This is a genomic window from Rhodanobacter panaciterrae, assembly GCF_014651895.1.
Classification (GTDB): Bacteria; Pseudomonadota; Gammaproteobacteria; order Xanthomonadales; family Rhodanobacteraceae; genus Rhodanobacter; species Rhodanobacter panaciterrae.
The window spans coordinates 342,925-356,828 of record NZ_BMXT01000002.1 but is presented as its reverse complement, the minus strand read 5'-3'; the positions used below and the strand labels follow the sequence as shown (position 1 = coordinate 356,828).

Genomic DNA, 13,904 nt, shown 5'->3' with positions numbered 1-13,904 from the left:
ACGGCGCGTCTGCGTCAAAGCTTGTGAACCGAGAAGTTGACCGGAATGTCGACGCTGGATTCTGCCGGATTGAAGCAGCGTCTGCGCACGTACTCGATGGCTGCCTGGTCGAGCTCCGGATGTGAGCCCCTTCGCATGATCCTGATATCCGCAGGAAATCCGTCTTTGTCCACGGTGGCATGCACCACGACCTGACCTTCATTGCGGTGGCCATTCGGGTCGAGCGGATAACGCAGCGGCTGCCGTGCCTGGTAGGACACGTCGGCATAAGGATCCATGTGCAACGTCCAGCCCTGCGCCCCCAGCACCAGCGTGGTCGTGGCTTCGGGACGCCTGCTGCGGGTTCGCGCGCAACGTGTATCCGTCGATGCCGAGTCGGCAACGACATAGCGCAGATGTTCGGGATCGATGAGCGTGAAGCTTTCGAAATGGGCCTGTTTCGAAGGCAGACTGTGCGGTGTGGCAGCACCGACGAATTTGCCATCAAGGAACAAGTAGAGCTGTACGCTGGTGTCTGCACAGTTTCCGATGGGGTGGGTGGTCGCTTCGGCCACATAGGTATTGCCCATGCGCTGCGATCGCCCCGTGAACGTGGGTTGGCCGCCGGTCACCAGCGACCGGTCTTCGTCGTTTACCAGCAAGAGGCTTTCGTCGGGGCAGCTTCCCTCCGCGACAGTCTGTGAGGTCGCGGAGGGAAGCTGCCGCGGCACAGGGTTGATGGCCTGACCCAAAATCGGTGTCGGATGGCCGGGCTGGGGCCACAGAGCGAGCAAGAAAAGCAGCGTGGCAGCGACGTGCGACCGGATAGTCACATCGACACCGGTGAAACGGTCGGTCGGCACAAGACGGGGTGTTTTCATGCACCATCAACCCTTGGTTGAACAAGCTGTGAGCTCATCCAGACTCACAATCTCAAGTATCAAGGTCGTGAACATCGGACGTCGCGGTGATCGCGCCACCGATCCGGCTCGCGCGACATGCGCTCATCATGCCTACAATAGTCGTCTGTTTTCATCAGTCGGACGCTCAACACGTGATCTCCCGAGACGAATTCGACGCGCTGGTTGCCCAGGGGCATACGCGCATTCCATTGGTGCGCGAGGTGTTCTCCGACCTCGATACGCCACTGTCGGTGTACCTGAAACTGGCTGACGGCCCGTACACCTTCCTGTTCGAATCGGTCGAGGGCGGCGCCACCTGGGGACGCTATTCGATCATCGGTCTCCCGGCGAAGCGCGTTTATCGCCTGCGTGGGCATGAACTCGAAGTGGAGGATTCGGGCGAGATCACCGAGCGCCGCCATCTGGACGATCCGCTCGCGGAAATCGAGAAGCTGCGTCTGCAGTACGACGTGCCGCGGCTGCCGCAGCTGCCTGCGTTCAGTGGTGGGCTGGTCGGCTATTTCGGCTTCGAGACGATCGGCTACATCGAGCCACGGCTGGCGCAGTGGGATCGTGCCGACGAGCTGGGCACGCCCGATGTGCTGCTGATGCTGGCCGAGGAAGTCGCAGTATTCGACAACCTCAAGGGCCGGCTTTATCTGATCGTGCACGCCGACCCGGCACAGCCGCAGGCGTATGCCGAGGCGCAGCGCCGGCTCGATGCTCTGGTCTACCGGTTGCGCCAGGGCGGCGCGTCGTATCCGCAGCTCACCCAGTCGATCGCGCTGGACGAGAGTGATTTCAAATCCTCGTTCACGAAAGAAGAGTTCGAGGCGATGGTCGAGCGCGCGAAGGAATACATCCGCGCCGGCGACATCTTCCAGGTGGTGCCGTCGCAGCGGCTCAGCGTGGGTTTCAACGCGCGGCCGGTCGATGTGTACCGCGCGCTGCGCGCACTGAACCCGTCGCCGTACATGTACTTCGTCGATCTGGGCGACACCCAGATCGTGGGTTCCTCGCCGGAAATCCTGGCGCGGCTGAAGGACGGCAAGGTGGTGGTGCGTCCGCTCGCCGGCACGCGCAAGCGCGGTGCCACGGAGGCCGAAGATCAGGCGCTGGAAGCCGAGCTGCTGGCCGATCCGAAGGAGCGCGCCGAGCACGTGATGCTGATCGATCTGGGGCGCAACGACATCGGCCGGATCAGCGAGACCTGCACGGTCGAAGTCAGCGAGTCGTTCGTGATCGAGCGCTACTCGCACGTGATGCATATCGTCTCGCAGGTGCAGGGCACCGCGAAGCCGAACCTCAGCTACATGGACGTGCTGAAAGCCACGTTCCCGGCCGGCACACTCAGTGGTGCGCCGAAGATCCGCGCACTGGAAATCATCCAGGAGCTGGAGCCGTACAAGCGCAACATCTACGCCGGCGCGATCGGCTGGATCGGCTGGTGGGGCGACGCCGACACCGCCATCGCGATCCGCACCGCGGTGATCCAGAACGGCCGCCTGCACGTGCAGGCCGGCGCCGGCATCGTCTACGACTCCGATCCTGCGGCTGAGTGGGAAGAGACGATGAACAAGGGGCGTGCGTTGTTCCGCGCGGTGGCACAGGCGGCCAAGGGGCTGTGATGTCGGATAGCCAGTTTCAGATGCACGAGGATTGGTGCGGTAACTCGGCTGATTTTCGGATGAAAGAGGCGTGTCTTTTTTTCAACGAACATTTGGATTCTTGCGGTCGTATATCTGTTGATAGTTTTCGCGCTGTTGCAATGGCGGATGCGGCTTTGTTTGCATTGGTCTCGATTAAGGATTTTGTATCCGAAGAAACAAGGTTGAAGTTGGAATCTTCGCCGCTATTCGCATTTTTGAAGTGTCTTAGAAATTTGACGGCGCATGCGTATGTTGTTCCAAATCGAACGGCAACGTTGATGCTTAGGATTAGCGAGGGAAGTCAATTGACCAGCGAGCAGCTTTTACTTCCGATGCTCACAACGAACCTGGATCATGAGTTCATGCAGATGACTGCAGAGAAACCAAGCACCCGTAGAAGTGTTGATATGGCGCGTAGTTACCTTGCTGCATGTATCGCAGACAAACAGTTCGTCATGCTCGATGAAGTGATTCGTTCGGGCATCGAGTGGATAGAAAAGACTGTGGCGGAAGCAACGCGTTAGTGGTGAGCGCACCGAAGTTCGGCGGTCACGGGTGATTCGGAGGAGAGGTCATGAAACATGGTTCAATTCTCCTGCTACTCATGCTTTCGTTTGCAGTTCAGTCTCGTGAAATTCCAAAGAGTTTCGCGGACACGCCGCTTGGCCGCACCCAAGCGATGGCTCTCCTGCAAACCTTCAACGCCGATCTGCTCAGCCACGACAGCGCGACGCTGACGCTGGAGCGCTGGTGCGGTGTGCATCGCATGGCGTCGCCGGCGCGCGTCATCGCCACGCGCGTGCATGGCGCGGACAAGTCGATTCCGCCTGATCTGCGGGCGCACCTTGAAGTCGGCACGAACGAACCAGTGAAGTACCGGCGCGTGCTGTTATCTTGCGGCGATCACGTGCTGTCCGAGGCGGACAACTGGTATCTGCCAAACCGATTGACCGCCGCGATGAACCGGCAGCTAGACCGCAGCGATATGCCCTTCGGCAAGGTGGTGCAGTCGCTGCATTTTCGACGCAAGACCTTGAGTGCTGACTTGCTGTGGTCGCCGTTGCCCGACGGCTGGGAGTTGCATCGCACGCAGATGCAACCGACGTCAGGTGTGCTGGTGATGCCGCATCTGCTGTTGCAGCACCGCGCGATGCTGTTTGACGGCAATGGCCGGCCGTTCAGTGCGCTGGTCGAGACGTATACCGATCAGGTACTGGCGTTCTAGCTAGCGGTTCGCGTATTGCTGCCCGATTCGATTTGCTGCGCCAGGTTGTAGAGGATGCGCAGGTCCTCCGCGTCAAGCGTGTCGCCGTCGATGCCGCGGAAGTGATTGTGGAACGCCTTCACCGCGGCGGGCCGATCTTCCAGCGGATAGCCGATCAGTCCCATCGCCATCCATGGATCAAAGCCAGCCGGCGGATCGATCAGCGTCCCCTGCGGCCATAGCCCGAAGCCGGCGTCAGCGAGCTGCTTCCACGGAAATAGCGGGCCGGGATCGGGTTTGCGCGACGGCGCGAAATCCTGATGACCGACAATCTGCGTGCGCGGTATGTGCAGTCGCGTGGTGAGGTCGGCCAGCAGACGCAGCAGGTTGTCGATCTGCGGCTGCGCGAACGGCGAGTGGCCGTCATTGTCGAGTTCGATGCCGATCGAGGCGGAGTTGACGTCGGTGATCGTGCCCCAGTGGCCCGGCCCCGCGTGCCACGCGCGGCGCTCGTCCGACACCAGTTGGTAGATGTGGCCGTCGCTGCCGATCAGGTAGTTCGCGCTCACCGGGCCACCGCTGTTGGCGGTGCGCAAGGTATCCAGACTTTCCTGTGCCGAATGCTGATCGGTGTAGTGCACCACGATCAGCACCGGACGACGGATGTCCTGGTTGGGCGAAGGCACCCAGGTTGCCAGTGGGTTGTGTGCGGGCGCGTGGGCGCAGGCGGCGAGCAGAAGCACGGCGGCGAGCAGGATCGCCTGGCGCCATGCAGAACGAACGGTGGAAAAACGTCGCATCATCGAACTCCGAAAAATGGCTGTGTTCATGCTGCGGCTGCGGTTGTCAGCGTGCGCCGAACTGCTCCGCGATCTTCAGCACAGTCTGGTACGGCTCCGGATCGTTGCGGTTGCTGAGCAGGATCACGGTGAGATGCTGCTTCGGCCAGCGTACGATCACGTTGCGGAAGCCGATGCTTTCGCCCGAATGCCACAGCGTGTCGCCGGTGATGCGCCAACCGAAACCGTAGTTGGCTTCGTAAGGTTCGCCGACGACCTTCACGTGCGGGCTGAAGGCGAGCTTGCGTGATGCATCGCTGAGCAGGCGGTCGTCGTATAGCGCAGCGTCCCATTTCGCGAGGTCGTCGATCGACGAGTAGATGCCGCCGTCGCCGCGGGTGGCGCTGGTCAGGTCCTGGTCGGTGCGTTTCCACGCGCCGTTCTCATCGCTGTAACCGTAGGCGCGATGGCTGACTTCGGGGCCGCCGCGCACATACAACAGCGTGTGATCCATGTGCAGCGGCTGGAAGACGTGCTGCTGCAGGAACACTGGCAGACTCTGGCCCGACGCATGCTCCACCACCAACCCGAGCAGCACGTAGCCGGAGTTGCTGTAGCGATACGCGGTGCCCGGTGCGAAGTAAGTCCTCGGCGTGGCCGACAGCATGCGCAGCACGTCGTTGTCGTTGAGCTGTTCGGTGGTGTCGGCCGGCATCAGGTCTTCGTAGTCAATCAGGCCGCCGGTGTGGCTGAGCAGCTGGCGCAGGGTCACCTTGTCGGTGGTCGCGGGCAGCGAGGGCAGCCAGTGGCGGATCGAATCGTCCAGCTTCAGCTTGCCGTCCTCGGCCAGCAACAGGATCGCCGCGGCGGTGAACTGCTTGCTCACCGAGGCCAGTCGATAGTTGGTGGCCGGCGAAGCCTGCTCGTGCTGTTCGAGGTTCGCCACGCCGTAGCCGCGGCGGAGCAGCGGCTTGCCGTCCTTGAGTACCAGCAGCGAGGCGCCGGGCACGTTGCCGGTGTAGTTCTGCATCAGCTGGTCGGCGTTCCGGATCGCATCGGGTGTTGCCGCTTGGGCAGTAAAGGTGGCAAGCAACAGCGAAGTAAGAAGCATGGCCAGTCGCATGATGAGTCTCCGTGCGTGAAGCTTGAGTCCCTCTCGCCCGCAAGGGGACTCCCTAATGGTCGCCTTAGGGAGAGGGAGAAGTTGAGCTACTGCACCAGCACGTCGTAGATCGTGTGCGGGGCGGGTTCCGGCGCGAAGGTGTAGTGCCACCATTCGAGCGGATAGTTGTGGAAGCCGCCACGCTCCATCGCGCTACGCAGCAGCGCGCGATTCTCGCGCTCTTGGGAGGTGAGGCCGGGCGTATCGGTATTCGCACGCACGCCGAAGTAGTCGAAGTCGGTGCCCATCTCCAGCGGCTCGCAGTGTGTGTCGTCGGTGGCGCAACGCTCCAGCGTGAGGTCGACGGTGCTGCCGCGGCTGTGGCCGGAGACCGGCGCGATGTAGTCGCCGAGCAGCTTCGACTTGTCCAGTGTTGGATAGTGCTGTGCTTTCGTGCGCTGGTCGCCGAGGTCGTGCGCCCAGCGCACGAAATCCGCCACCGCACGGGCAGGGCGGTAGCAGTCCCAGATCTTCAGGCGCAGGTGCTGCGCGCGCAGGTCGTGTTCGACCTGCGCCAGCGCCTCGGCGACCGGACGCAACAGGAAGCACTTCGGTGCACGGTAACCGTCAACCGGCGCGCCCACGAAGTTGTCGCGGCCGGCGTACTTGATGTCCTCGGCGATATCCGGCACCAGCGTGCGGATGTCGACCAGATTGGCGGCGGCCGCGGTCTTTGCCGGCGAGAGGGAAGGCGGCTGTTCGGCGCGACTGCCGAGTGGCGAGCCGATGGCGAGGAGCAGTGCGATGGCCGTGAGTGGCTGACGCATCAGTGGCAACCGCCGACGCGCTGGAAATCCAGGTCTTCGTAGTCGGAGCTGAAGTCGCCCTTCGGATCGATCTTGGCCATGCGCAGCGTGATCGGCTGGCTGTCGTGGGCGGCATGGAAATCCAGCCACGCATCCAGATCGCCGGAATCGTCCCAGTGCACCAGGTGGCGCGTACCCAGGCGCATCACCGTGCCGGCCAGTTTCGGCGACTTCTTCGCGGCGAAGCGCACTTTGTTGTTGCTTGGACACAGCGATATCTCGCCGAACCACGGATCGCGGTAGATGCCGGTCCAAGTCGCCAGATCGCTCGGGGTGGCCGGGTGCTGCTTCGAAGTATCCGGCATCGATGAAGTTGCCGCGTGCTGTTTCGCCGCGCGATCCAGTGCGTCGGCGTACCAGTTCACGTCATGCGTATCGCTGGGCGCCGTGAAGTGCTTGGTCAGTACTTCGCCCAGCACCGTGCGCGCGCTGTCCGCCTCGCCGTTGATCATGAACACGAAACCGCTGCGGCGGTCCGGCAACAGCGACAGCATCGAGTACATGCCGTTCAGCGTGCCGGTGTGCCACACATTCCATGCGCCATCGACATCGGTCATGCGCCAGCCGTAGCCGTAGGCCATCACGTGCGAGTGATCCCACGCGCGACGTTGCGCGGACACCGGGATCAGCATGTGCGGGGCCTGCAGGATCTGGCGTTGCGCCGGCGACAACCAGGCCAGTTGTGCCGGCGTGGGCACCAGCCAGTTGCGCGCCCAGCTCAGCATGTCGTCGAGATCGCAGCGGATGCCGCCGGCCGGCGCGGAGGAAATCGCCGGGATCAGCGCAGCGTCCTCGTCGATCGCGACGTTGTGTCCATTGTCCTGGCGATGCGGCTGCGCCACGTTGCCGACCGCATCGCGATTCCACGCGCCGACCTGGCAGCGCGAAAGTCCCAGCGGCTCGAACACCTCGCGACGCATCAGCGTCTCGTAGGGCGCGCCGCCTGCGGCGGCGGCCACTTCGCCGGCCACCACGTAGAGCAGGTTGTCGTACTGGTACTGCGAGCGGAAGCTGTAGCCGGGCTTGATGAAGGCCAGGCCATGGATGATGTCGGCGCGGGTGAATGCGTTCGGCTCCGGCCACAGCATCAGGTCGCCGCCGCCTTCGGGCAGGCCGCTGGAATGAGTCAGCAGGTCGGCCACGCGCATGTTCGCGGTCACCCACGGATCGTGCATGCGGAACTGCGGCAGGTATTTCGTCACCGGGTCGTCCCAGTGCAGCTTGCCTTGATCGACCAGTCGGCCAAGCAGGGCGGTGGTCATCGCCTTGCTGTTGGAGGCGATCTTGAACAGCGTCTGCGGCGTGATCTTCTGCCCCGAACCGGCTACCGTTTCGCCGGCGGTGCGCACGTAGACGACCTGGCCGTTCTCGATCACGCCGACGGCGATGCCGGGCAGGTGATAGCGCGCGATCACGGCATCGACAATTTTGTCGTAGGTGGGATTGGCGGATTTGAGGGTTTGGGCGGTGGCACCCAGGGTGACGAGCAGGAGCAAAAACGCGAGCAGAAAAGCACCCCACCCCAACCCTCCCCTGCGTTGCCCCACAGGGACTTCCTTCGGTCGCAGGGGGAGGAGCAAAGCTCCAGTCCGTTGTTGCTCAGTGTCGGAGATGGCGCCGCGTTTTTGGCTCCTCCCCCTGCTGGCAGGGGGAGGCTGGGAGGGGGTCGGTCGGGTATGCGAAAAAGCACCCCAGTCCAACCCTGCCCTGCGTTGCCCCACAGGGACTTCCTTCGGTCGCAGGAGAGGGGGCAGAAGCTGCGTTTGCCTAATGCTGCGCATCACGCTCCACCTCGCGCCACACGCGTAGCAGGTTGCCGCCCCACAGCTTGGCGATGTCGGTGTCGCTGAAGCCGCGCTTGTGCAGGGCGGCAGTGACGTTGCGCGTCTCGCTGGCGTTGGCCCAACCAGTGATGCCGCCGCCGCCGTCGAAGTCCGAGGCGATGCCGACGTGGTCGATGCCGGCGACCTTCACCATGTGCTGGATCTGGTTCATGTAGTCGTCCAGCGTGGCCAGCGGATACTTCTGCTGGATCTCGGCCATGCCTTTGTCCATCGCCGGCAGGTAGTCATCGCGATCGCTGTCGTACTCCTTGTGGCCAGACTGCTTCGCGATCGCGGCCTGCAGTTTCTTCTCGGCGGCCTCGCGGGCCGGGTCCTTTTTCAGGAATTCCTTGTAAGCCACCGCATCGACCACGCCGCCCTTGGCTGCGATCGCGCGCAGCAGGTCGTCGGGCAGGTTGCGTGGATGATCGAGTGCGGCGCGGGCACCGGAGTGCGAGGCGTAGATCGGCGCTGTGGACAGCTTGAGCGCCTCGCGCACGCAGGCGTCCGACGAGTGCGAAATGTCGACGAGCATGCCGAGCTGGTTGGCGCGCTTCACCACGGCGCGACCGAAGTCGCTCATGCCGGTGTCGCCGGCGCTGTTCATCGCCGGCTCGCCGTGTTCGGTATCGGGCAGCGAACTGGTGCACAGATCGTTGTTGCCGACGTGGGCCAGCCCGATCGAGCGCGCGCCGCGATCGAACGCCGCATCGAGGCGACGGATGTCGTGGCCGAGCGAGTAGCCGTTCTCGATCTCGATCGTCGCCGACAGCAAGCCAGCCTTGTGGTTGGCCAGCAACTGCTCCGGCGTGGTGGCCAGGCGGATGCGGTCGGGATACTGCATCAGCATGCGGCCGATCGCGTCGTATTTCTGCTCGGCCTGCTCCACCGCCTTGGCGTAGCCGGCCGCGTCGAGCTTGTGCTGGGGTACCCAGATCACGAAGAAAGCGGCGTTGAGGCCACCGCGCTCCATCTTGCCCAGATCGACCAGCAACGGGGTGGGCTTGCCCACGTCGAAGCGCGCTTCGCGCATGTAGGTAAAGGGAATGTCGACGTGGGTGTCGATGGTGATCGGCGGATCCTGTTCGGCATGCGCGGGAAGCGCGGCGCACAGGGTCAGCGCGGCGATGGTGGCAAGACGTGTAATCGTGGTCATGTCGTTTCCCAGTGGCGGGCCGGTTGCTCGCCAGCGATCATCTCCTCGAAGTGCTGGCGGCGACGCACCACCGCATAACGACCCTGGTTCAGCAGCACTTCGGCTGCCAGTGGCCGCGAGTTGTAGGTAGACGCCATCGACGCACCGTACGCGCCGGTGGCCTTGATCAGCAAGAGGTCGCCGGCCACGCATTCGGGCATGACACGGTTGCGCGCGAAGGTGTCGCCGGTCTCGCAGACCGGGCCGACGATGTCGTAGGTGGTCAGTGGCCGTGATTCGTCCGACACCGGGACGATGTCGTGCCAGGCGTCGTACAGGCTCGGTCGCTGCAGGTCGTTCATTGCCGCATCCAGTACCAGGAACTGGCGCTCGATACCCGGCTTGACCCGGATCACCCGGGTCAGCAGCACACCGGCTTCGGCGACCAGGTAACGACCGGGCTCGAGCAGCAGGCGGCCGCGGTAGCCGGCCAGCGCCTCGCGGATCACGCCGACGTAATCCGCTGCCGCCACCGGATGATCCTCGCCGGCGCGGTAGCACACGCCGAGACCACCGCCGACGTCGATGCTGGTGACCGTATGGCCGGCCTGTTCGAGTTCGCGCCAGAACTCGGCCACGCGCTGCAGCGCGAGCCGGAACGGTTCCAGCGTGAGGATCTGCGAACCGATGTGCACGTGCAGGCCATCGAGCTGCACATGCGAGAGCTGCCTGTGCTCGGCGAACCAGCGACGCGCCTCGTCGATGCTTACGCCGAACTTGTTCTCCGACTTGCCGGTGGAGATTTTCGCGTGGGTGTGTGCGTCGACGTCCGGATTGATGCGTGCCGCCGCGCGTGCCGTCACTCCTTGCGCCTTGGCCAGCCGTTGCAGGGTGAGCAGTTCGTCGTGCGATTCGACGTTGAAGCGATGGATGCCGACCGTCAGCGCGCCGGCGATCTCGTCCGCGCTCTTGCCGACACCGGAGAACACGATGCGCTCCGGTGGCATGCCGGCATGCAGGCTTCGCCGCAATTCGCCGACCGAAACGATGTCGGCGCCGACGCCGGCGTTCGCCATCAGTTGCAGGATGGCGAGGTTCGGGTTGGCCTTGACCGCGAAGAAGATGGTGGCATCGAGGCCACTCAATGCAGCCTGCAGGCCACCGATGCGCTGCCGGATCGCGCTGCTGGAATAGGCGTGCAGCGGGGTGCCGAGACGGGCCGCCAAGGCAGCGAGATCGACATCGTCAATGGCGGCTTGGGCCACGAATGAATGCGCGGTGGCCACGGAAGTAGGGGTCATGAAAGCCACGGAAGGTGCGTCACGTTTAGTCAGGCGAAGGCAGCGCGGGTCTCGAAAAAAGCACGACCCGCAAAACGCGGGTCGTGGGCCGGGGAGTCGTCAGAAATCGGCGGAGAAGGAAAGCTGCACATAACGCGGCGCCTGGAAACCGATCGGCTGCCGGAACGTGGAATTGGTCTGCGGTGAGATATCCGTCTGCAGATCCTGATCCACCTGCACCGTGCGCTGCTGGTTGAGCAGGTTGAATGCGGTGAGCTTCACACGCATCTTGCCGCCGTCGTAGGGCAGTACGTAGGTGATGTTGGCGTCGAGGGTGTAAGTCCACGGCAGCCTGCCATAGTTGCCACGCGGGGAGGACTTGTACACGCGATCCTCGGAGGGATACTGCACAGGGTCTCCGTTCGTGTCGAACTGCCCAGGGATCGAGCCGCATTTGTCCACGCAGATGAAATAGCTGTGGTAGTTGGTCGCGTCGTAGGGATTGCCGACGCCATAGCCGGTGATCGGACCGCCGGAATTGACCTCCACATTGGCGCCTACTTGCCAGTTCTTGCTGAGCGCATAGGTGCCGCGCAGCTTGAGTTGGTGACGCCGGTCATTGGGCAGGAAGCCATTGCTCAGGTTGACGTAGGGGTCGTCGAAGTTTTCCGTGCGGCCGGTATCGTCGAAGTCGGTGTCGGAGTTGACCGGGCCCTCCGCGTTGCCGCGATTCCACGCGGCCGTATACGACGCATTGAACGACCACTTGTCGTCCCAGGCCTTGTCGAGTTGCAGTTCGATCGCCTCGTAGGTGCGCTTGGGCTTGACCCATCCGCGCTGGCCCAGGTAGTTGCCGTCGGAGTCGTACATCGCCCAACCGTATTTGGAGGTATCGATGGTGAGATAGCCATCCGGGGTGCCGTCGCAATTGGTGTCGCCCCAGACGGTCACCTTCTTGCCGGGATTCGCCATCACCCAGCCGATGTAGCCGTCGCCGCCGCATTTCGGTGTGGCGCTGATCTCCATGTCGTCGATCGCATTGTGCAGGCGGCGATAGATGCCGCGCACGCCCCACGACCAATTGTTGTTGATCAATTGCTGGAAGCCGAGGATCGCCTCGTCCTGGTAGACCGGGTCCATGTTCTTATCCACTTCGGAACGCAGGTCGCCGACGGTGCCGTTGCCCTGGGAGTCGTCCACCGGGCCGATTTGTGCGCCGAGCTTCGGCACGGCATAGGTCAGGCCGTTGAGCGTCTGGATATCCCAACCGGCGAAGCCGTAGTAAGTCCTTTCATCAAGCAGGCCGCCTGCCTGCTTGATGTTGATCACATTGGCCACTGGCAGGTAGTAACGGCCAAGGTTGCCGAACACCTTCATGCTGGCATCGCCCTTCACGTCCCACGAAAATCCCAGGCGGGGTGCGATCTGCTTGCTGATCTTGATGTAGCTGCGGCCGGATGCGTCCTCGTTGTTGAAACTGTCGTTGCGGATGCCGGCGTTCAACACGAAATTCGGCGTGATCGACCAGTTGTCTTCGACGTAGAACGCCGAGTTGATGGTGGGAAAGGTGCCGGCGATCTCGTAACGTCGTGCACGTACGTAGGCATCGTAGCCCGGAGGAACCACGCCGCCGTTCGGAATGGTGCTGCCGGGCGATGTTGCATAGAGGTTGTAGTAGTACTCGCCGGGGCCGGTGTAATGGCGTGCGTAGTCGGATACGTTCTTTTCGTGGTCGTAGCCGAAGCGCAGCAGGTTGCTGCCAAGCGTCCATTCGAAGTCCGCACGGTACTGCGTGCGTTTGTCGGTGCGGGCATAGACGGTCGAGCTGTTGGTGCAACCGAGCGCCACGCCCGGATCGTGGATGTTCAGGAACCCCGTGGTTCCGGCAACCACATTGCATTGCACGTCGAGCTGGGATTGCGTATTCGCATCGCGCTGGTTCTGGCCGTACATCAACTTCATCGAGAGGTCGTTGGTCAGGTAGCTGCTCCAGGTGAGCGCCCAGTTGCGTCCGCCGGTGTCGCTATTGATGATGTTGGAGCGGGGGCCGACCGTATGGGTGTCGTAGTCGTAGCCGTAGACGTCGCCGACGTTCTTGGTCTTGTCCGAAAAGGCCATCAGGGACAGCGTGTTGCTGTCGGTGACGTTCCAGTTGATGGTGGTGCCCCAGAAATTATTGTCTGCATTGTTGTAGGTGATGGTTTTGCCGAGATTGTCGGTGTTGTGCGGTTCGCTGCCGCGCGCCTCATACATGGCGAAGAAGAACAGCTTGTCCTTGATGATGGGACCGGCCGCCCAGACGTTGGTCTTCACCAGCGAATCCTGGTCGCGGCTGGCGGTGATGTAGCGACTGCCGTCGGCGTTGTAGCGATCCTTGGCAGCGGAATGCCAGTTGCCCGGCTCCATCGTGATGGTGGTGCCGAACTTGAATTCGTTCGTGCCCGAACGTGCCACGGCATTCACCACGCCGCCGGTGGTGCGGCCGAACTCCACCGAGTAGCCGCCGGTCTTGACCTGGAATTCCTGGTAAAAATCGAACGGTGCTTCGGAGAAACCGTTGCGGTTGTAGAAGTCCGTGACGTTGAGTCCGTTGACATAGAAGGCGTTCTCGGCGATCGACGAGCCGCCGAACGAAATGCCACCGAAACCGGCATTGCCCTTGACCACGCCGGGAGCCAGCAGCGCCACCGAGGCCACGCTCTGTTCCACCGGCAGGCGCGTCAGCGTTTCGCGGGAGATATTGGTGGCGGATTCGGTAGAGGTCACATCGATGACCGGCAGTGCATTGCTGGTGACGTTGATCGACGAGAGTTCGGTGGCATTGGCGTTCGAGCCCACGTCGACCGTGGTGGCATTGCCCAGGGTGACAGTGACATGGCGCGACTGGCCGACGGCGTTGCCATTGCTGTTCACCGTGAGCAGGTAGTCGCCGACCGGCAGGAAGGGGAAGCGGTAGTTGCCGTTGCCGTCCGCCGTGATGGTTCGGGTCAGACCGGTGGAAGGACTGGTGACCGTGACGACCGCATTGGCCTGCGTGTGACCTACCACCGAGCCATCCGTGTTGCCTGCGAATGCCGTCGGCACCGCCAGCGATGCAAGGCCGAGGCCCAGCGCCATGCAAAGTGCGCTCCTGCGCAATGTCCGAGTGTTTCCCATCTCCCGATCTCCCCCATCGACGCCGTCGA

The 13,904-nt window shown here is 62.9% G+C and carries 11 protein-coding genes; 3 read left to right on the top strand and 8 right to left on the bottom strand.

Going from position 1 to position 13,904, the window contains the following annotated elements; translation table 11 throughout:
- Positions 1-14: 14 nt before the first annotated feature.
- Positions 15-860 (bottom strand): energy transducer TonB, encoded by an 846-nt coding sequence (locus IE071_RS11040; RefSeq protein ID WP_189441250.1) that lies wholly within the window; start codon positions 858-860, stop codon positions 15-17.
- 173 nt (positions 861-1,033) lie between these two features.
- On the opposite strand from IE071_RS11040, the gene trpE reads away from it, so the two are divergent.
- From trpE to IE071_RS11025, 3 genes are all read left to right on the top strand, one after another.
- Complete coding sequence (gene trpE, locus IE071_RS11035; protein WP_189441249.1) at positions 1,034-2,509, top strand: anthranilate synthase component I; 1,476 nt, start codon at positions 1,034-1,036, stop codon at positions 2,507-2,509.
- Positions 2,509-3,054 (top strand): hypothetical protein, encoded by a 546-nt coding sequence (locus IE071_RS11030; RefSeq protein WP_189441248.1) that lies wholly within the window; start codon positions 2,509-2,511, stop codon positions 3,052-3,054. The genes trpE and IE071_RS11030 overlap by 1 nt, the downstream gene beginning before the upstream one ends.
- 155 nt (positions 3,055-3,209) lie before the next feature.
- Positions 3,210-3,755, top strand: a complete 546-nt coding sequence (locus IE071_RS11025; RefSeq protein WP_229792864.1) for a hypothetical protein — start codon at positions 3,210-3,212, stop codon at positions 3,753-3,755.
- Here IE071_RS11025 and IE071_RS11020 read toward each other — a convergent pair.
- The 7 genes from IE071_RS11020 to IE071_RS10990 all read right to left on the bottom strand — a co-directional run bounded on the left by IE071_RS11020 (position 3,752) and on the right by IE071_RS10990 (position 13,875).
- Complete coding sequence (locus IE071_RS11020) at positions 3,752-4,537, bottom strand: N-acetylmuramoyl-L-alanine amidase (RefSeq protein ID WP_189441246.1); 786 nt, start codon at positions 4,535-4,537, stop codon at positions 3,752-3,754. The two genes, IE071_RS11025 and IE071_RS11020, sit on opposite strands and share 4 nt — an antisense overlap.
- Positions 4,538-4,580: 43 nt before the next feature.
- Positions 4,581-5,636, bottom strand: a complete 1,056-nt coding sequence (locus tag IE071_RS11015; protein WP_189441245.1) for a serine hydrolase domain-containing protein — start codon at positions 5,634-5,636, stop codon at positions 4,581-4,583.
- Positions 5,637-5,722: 86 nt separating this feature from the next.
- Entirely contained in the window at positions 5,723-6,442 is a 720-nt protein-coding gene (locus IE071_RS11010; RefSeq protein WP_189441244.1) for a M15 family metallopeptidase, read from the bottom strand.
- Positions 6,442-7,977 (bottom strand): serine hydrolase, encoded by a 1,536-nt coding sequence (locus IE071_RS11005; RefSeq protein WP_308427779.1) that lies wholly within the window; start codon positions 7,975-7,977, stop codon positions 6,442-6,444. Before IE071_RS11005 ends, IE071_RS11010 begins: the two co-directional genes overlap by 1 nt.
- A 271-nt stretch (positions 7,978-8,248) precedes the next feature.
- Complete coding sequence (locus IE071_RS11000) at positions 8,249-9,460, bottom strand: dipeptidase (protein WP_189441242.1); 1,212 nt, start codon at positions 9,458-9,460, stop codon at positions 8,249-8,251.
- Positions 9,457-10,740 (bottom strand): diaminopimelate decarboxylase, encoded by a 1,284-nt coding sequence (gene lysA / locus IE071_RS10995; protein ID WP_189441241.1) that lies wholly within the window; start codon positions 10,738-10,740, stop codon positions 9,457-9,459. Before lysA ends, IE071_RS11000 begins: the two co-directional genes overlap by 4 nt.
- A gap of 99 nt (positions 10,741-10,839) precedes the next feature.
- Positions 10,840-13,875 carry a TonB-dependent receptor gene (locus tag IE071_RS10990; RefSeq protein WP_189441240.1) on the bottom strand — a complete coding sequence of 1,012 codons (3,036 nt, stop codon included), beginning with the start codon at positions 13,873-13,875 and terminating at the stop codon, positions 10,840-10,842.
- Positions 13,876-13,904: the final 29 nt, after the last annotated feature.

Excerpts from the sequence above, each read along its gene's own strand:
- IE071_RS11025 (WP_229792864.1), top strand. The coding sequence starts at position 3,210 with ATGGCTCTCCTGCAAACCTTCAACGCCGATCTGCTCAGCCACGACAGC.
- IE071_RS11015 (WP_189441245.1), bottom strand. The coding sequence starts at position 5,636 with ATGCGACTGGCCATGCTTCTTACTTCGCTGTTGCTTGCCACCTTTACT.
- IE071_RS11010 (WP_189441244.1), bottom strand. The coding sequence starts at position 6,442 with ATGCGTCAGCCACTCACGGCCATCGCACTGCTCCTCGCCATCGGCTCG.
- IE071_RS11000 (WP_189441242.1), bottom strand. The coding sequence starts at position 9,460 with ATGACCACGATTACACGTCTTGCCACCATCGCCGCGCTGACCCTGTGC.
- IE071_RS11040 (WP_189441250.1), bottom strand. The coding sequence starts at position 860 with ATGAAAACACCCCGTCTTGTGCCGACCGACCGTTTCACCGGTGTCGAT.
- IE071_RS11030 (WP_189441248.1), top strand. The coding sequence starts at position 2,509 with ATGTCGGATAGCCAGTTTCAGATGCACGAGGATTGGTGCGGTAACTCG.
- IE071_RS10990 (WP_189441240.1), bottom strand. The coding sequence starts at position 13,875 with ATGGGAAACACTCGGACATTGCGCAGGAGCGCACTTTGCATGGCGCTG.
- IE071_RS11020 (WP_189441246.1), bottom strand. The coding sequence starts at position 4,537 with ATGATGCGACGTTTTTCCACCGTTCGTTCTGCATGGCGCCAGGCGATC.
- lysA (WP_189441241.1), bottom strand. The coding sequence starts at position 10,740 with ATGACCCCTACTTCCGTGGCCACCGCGCATTCATTCGTGGCCCAAGCC.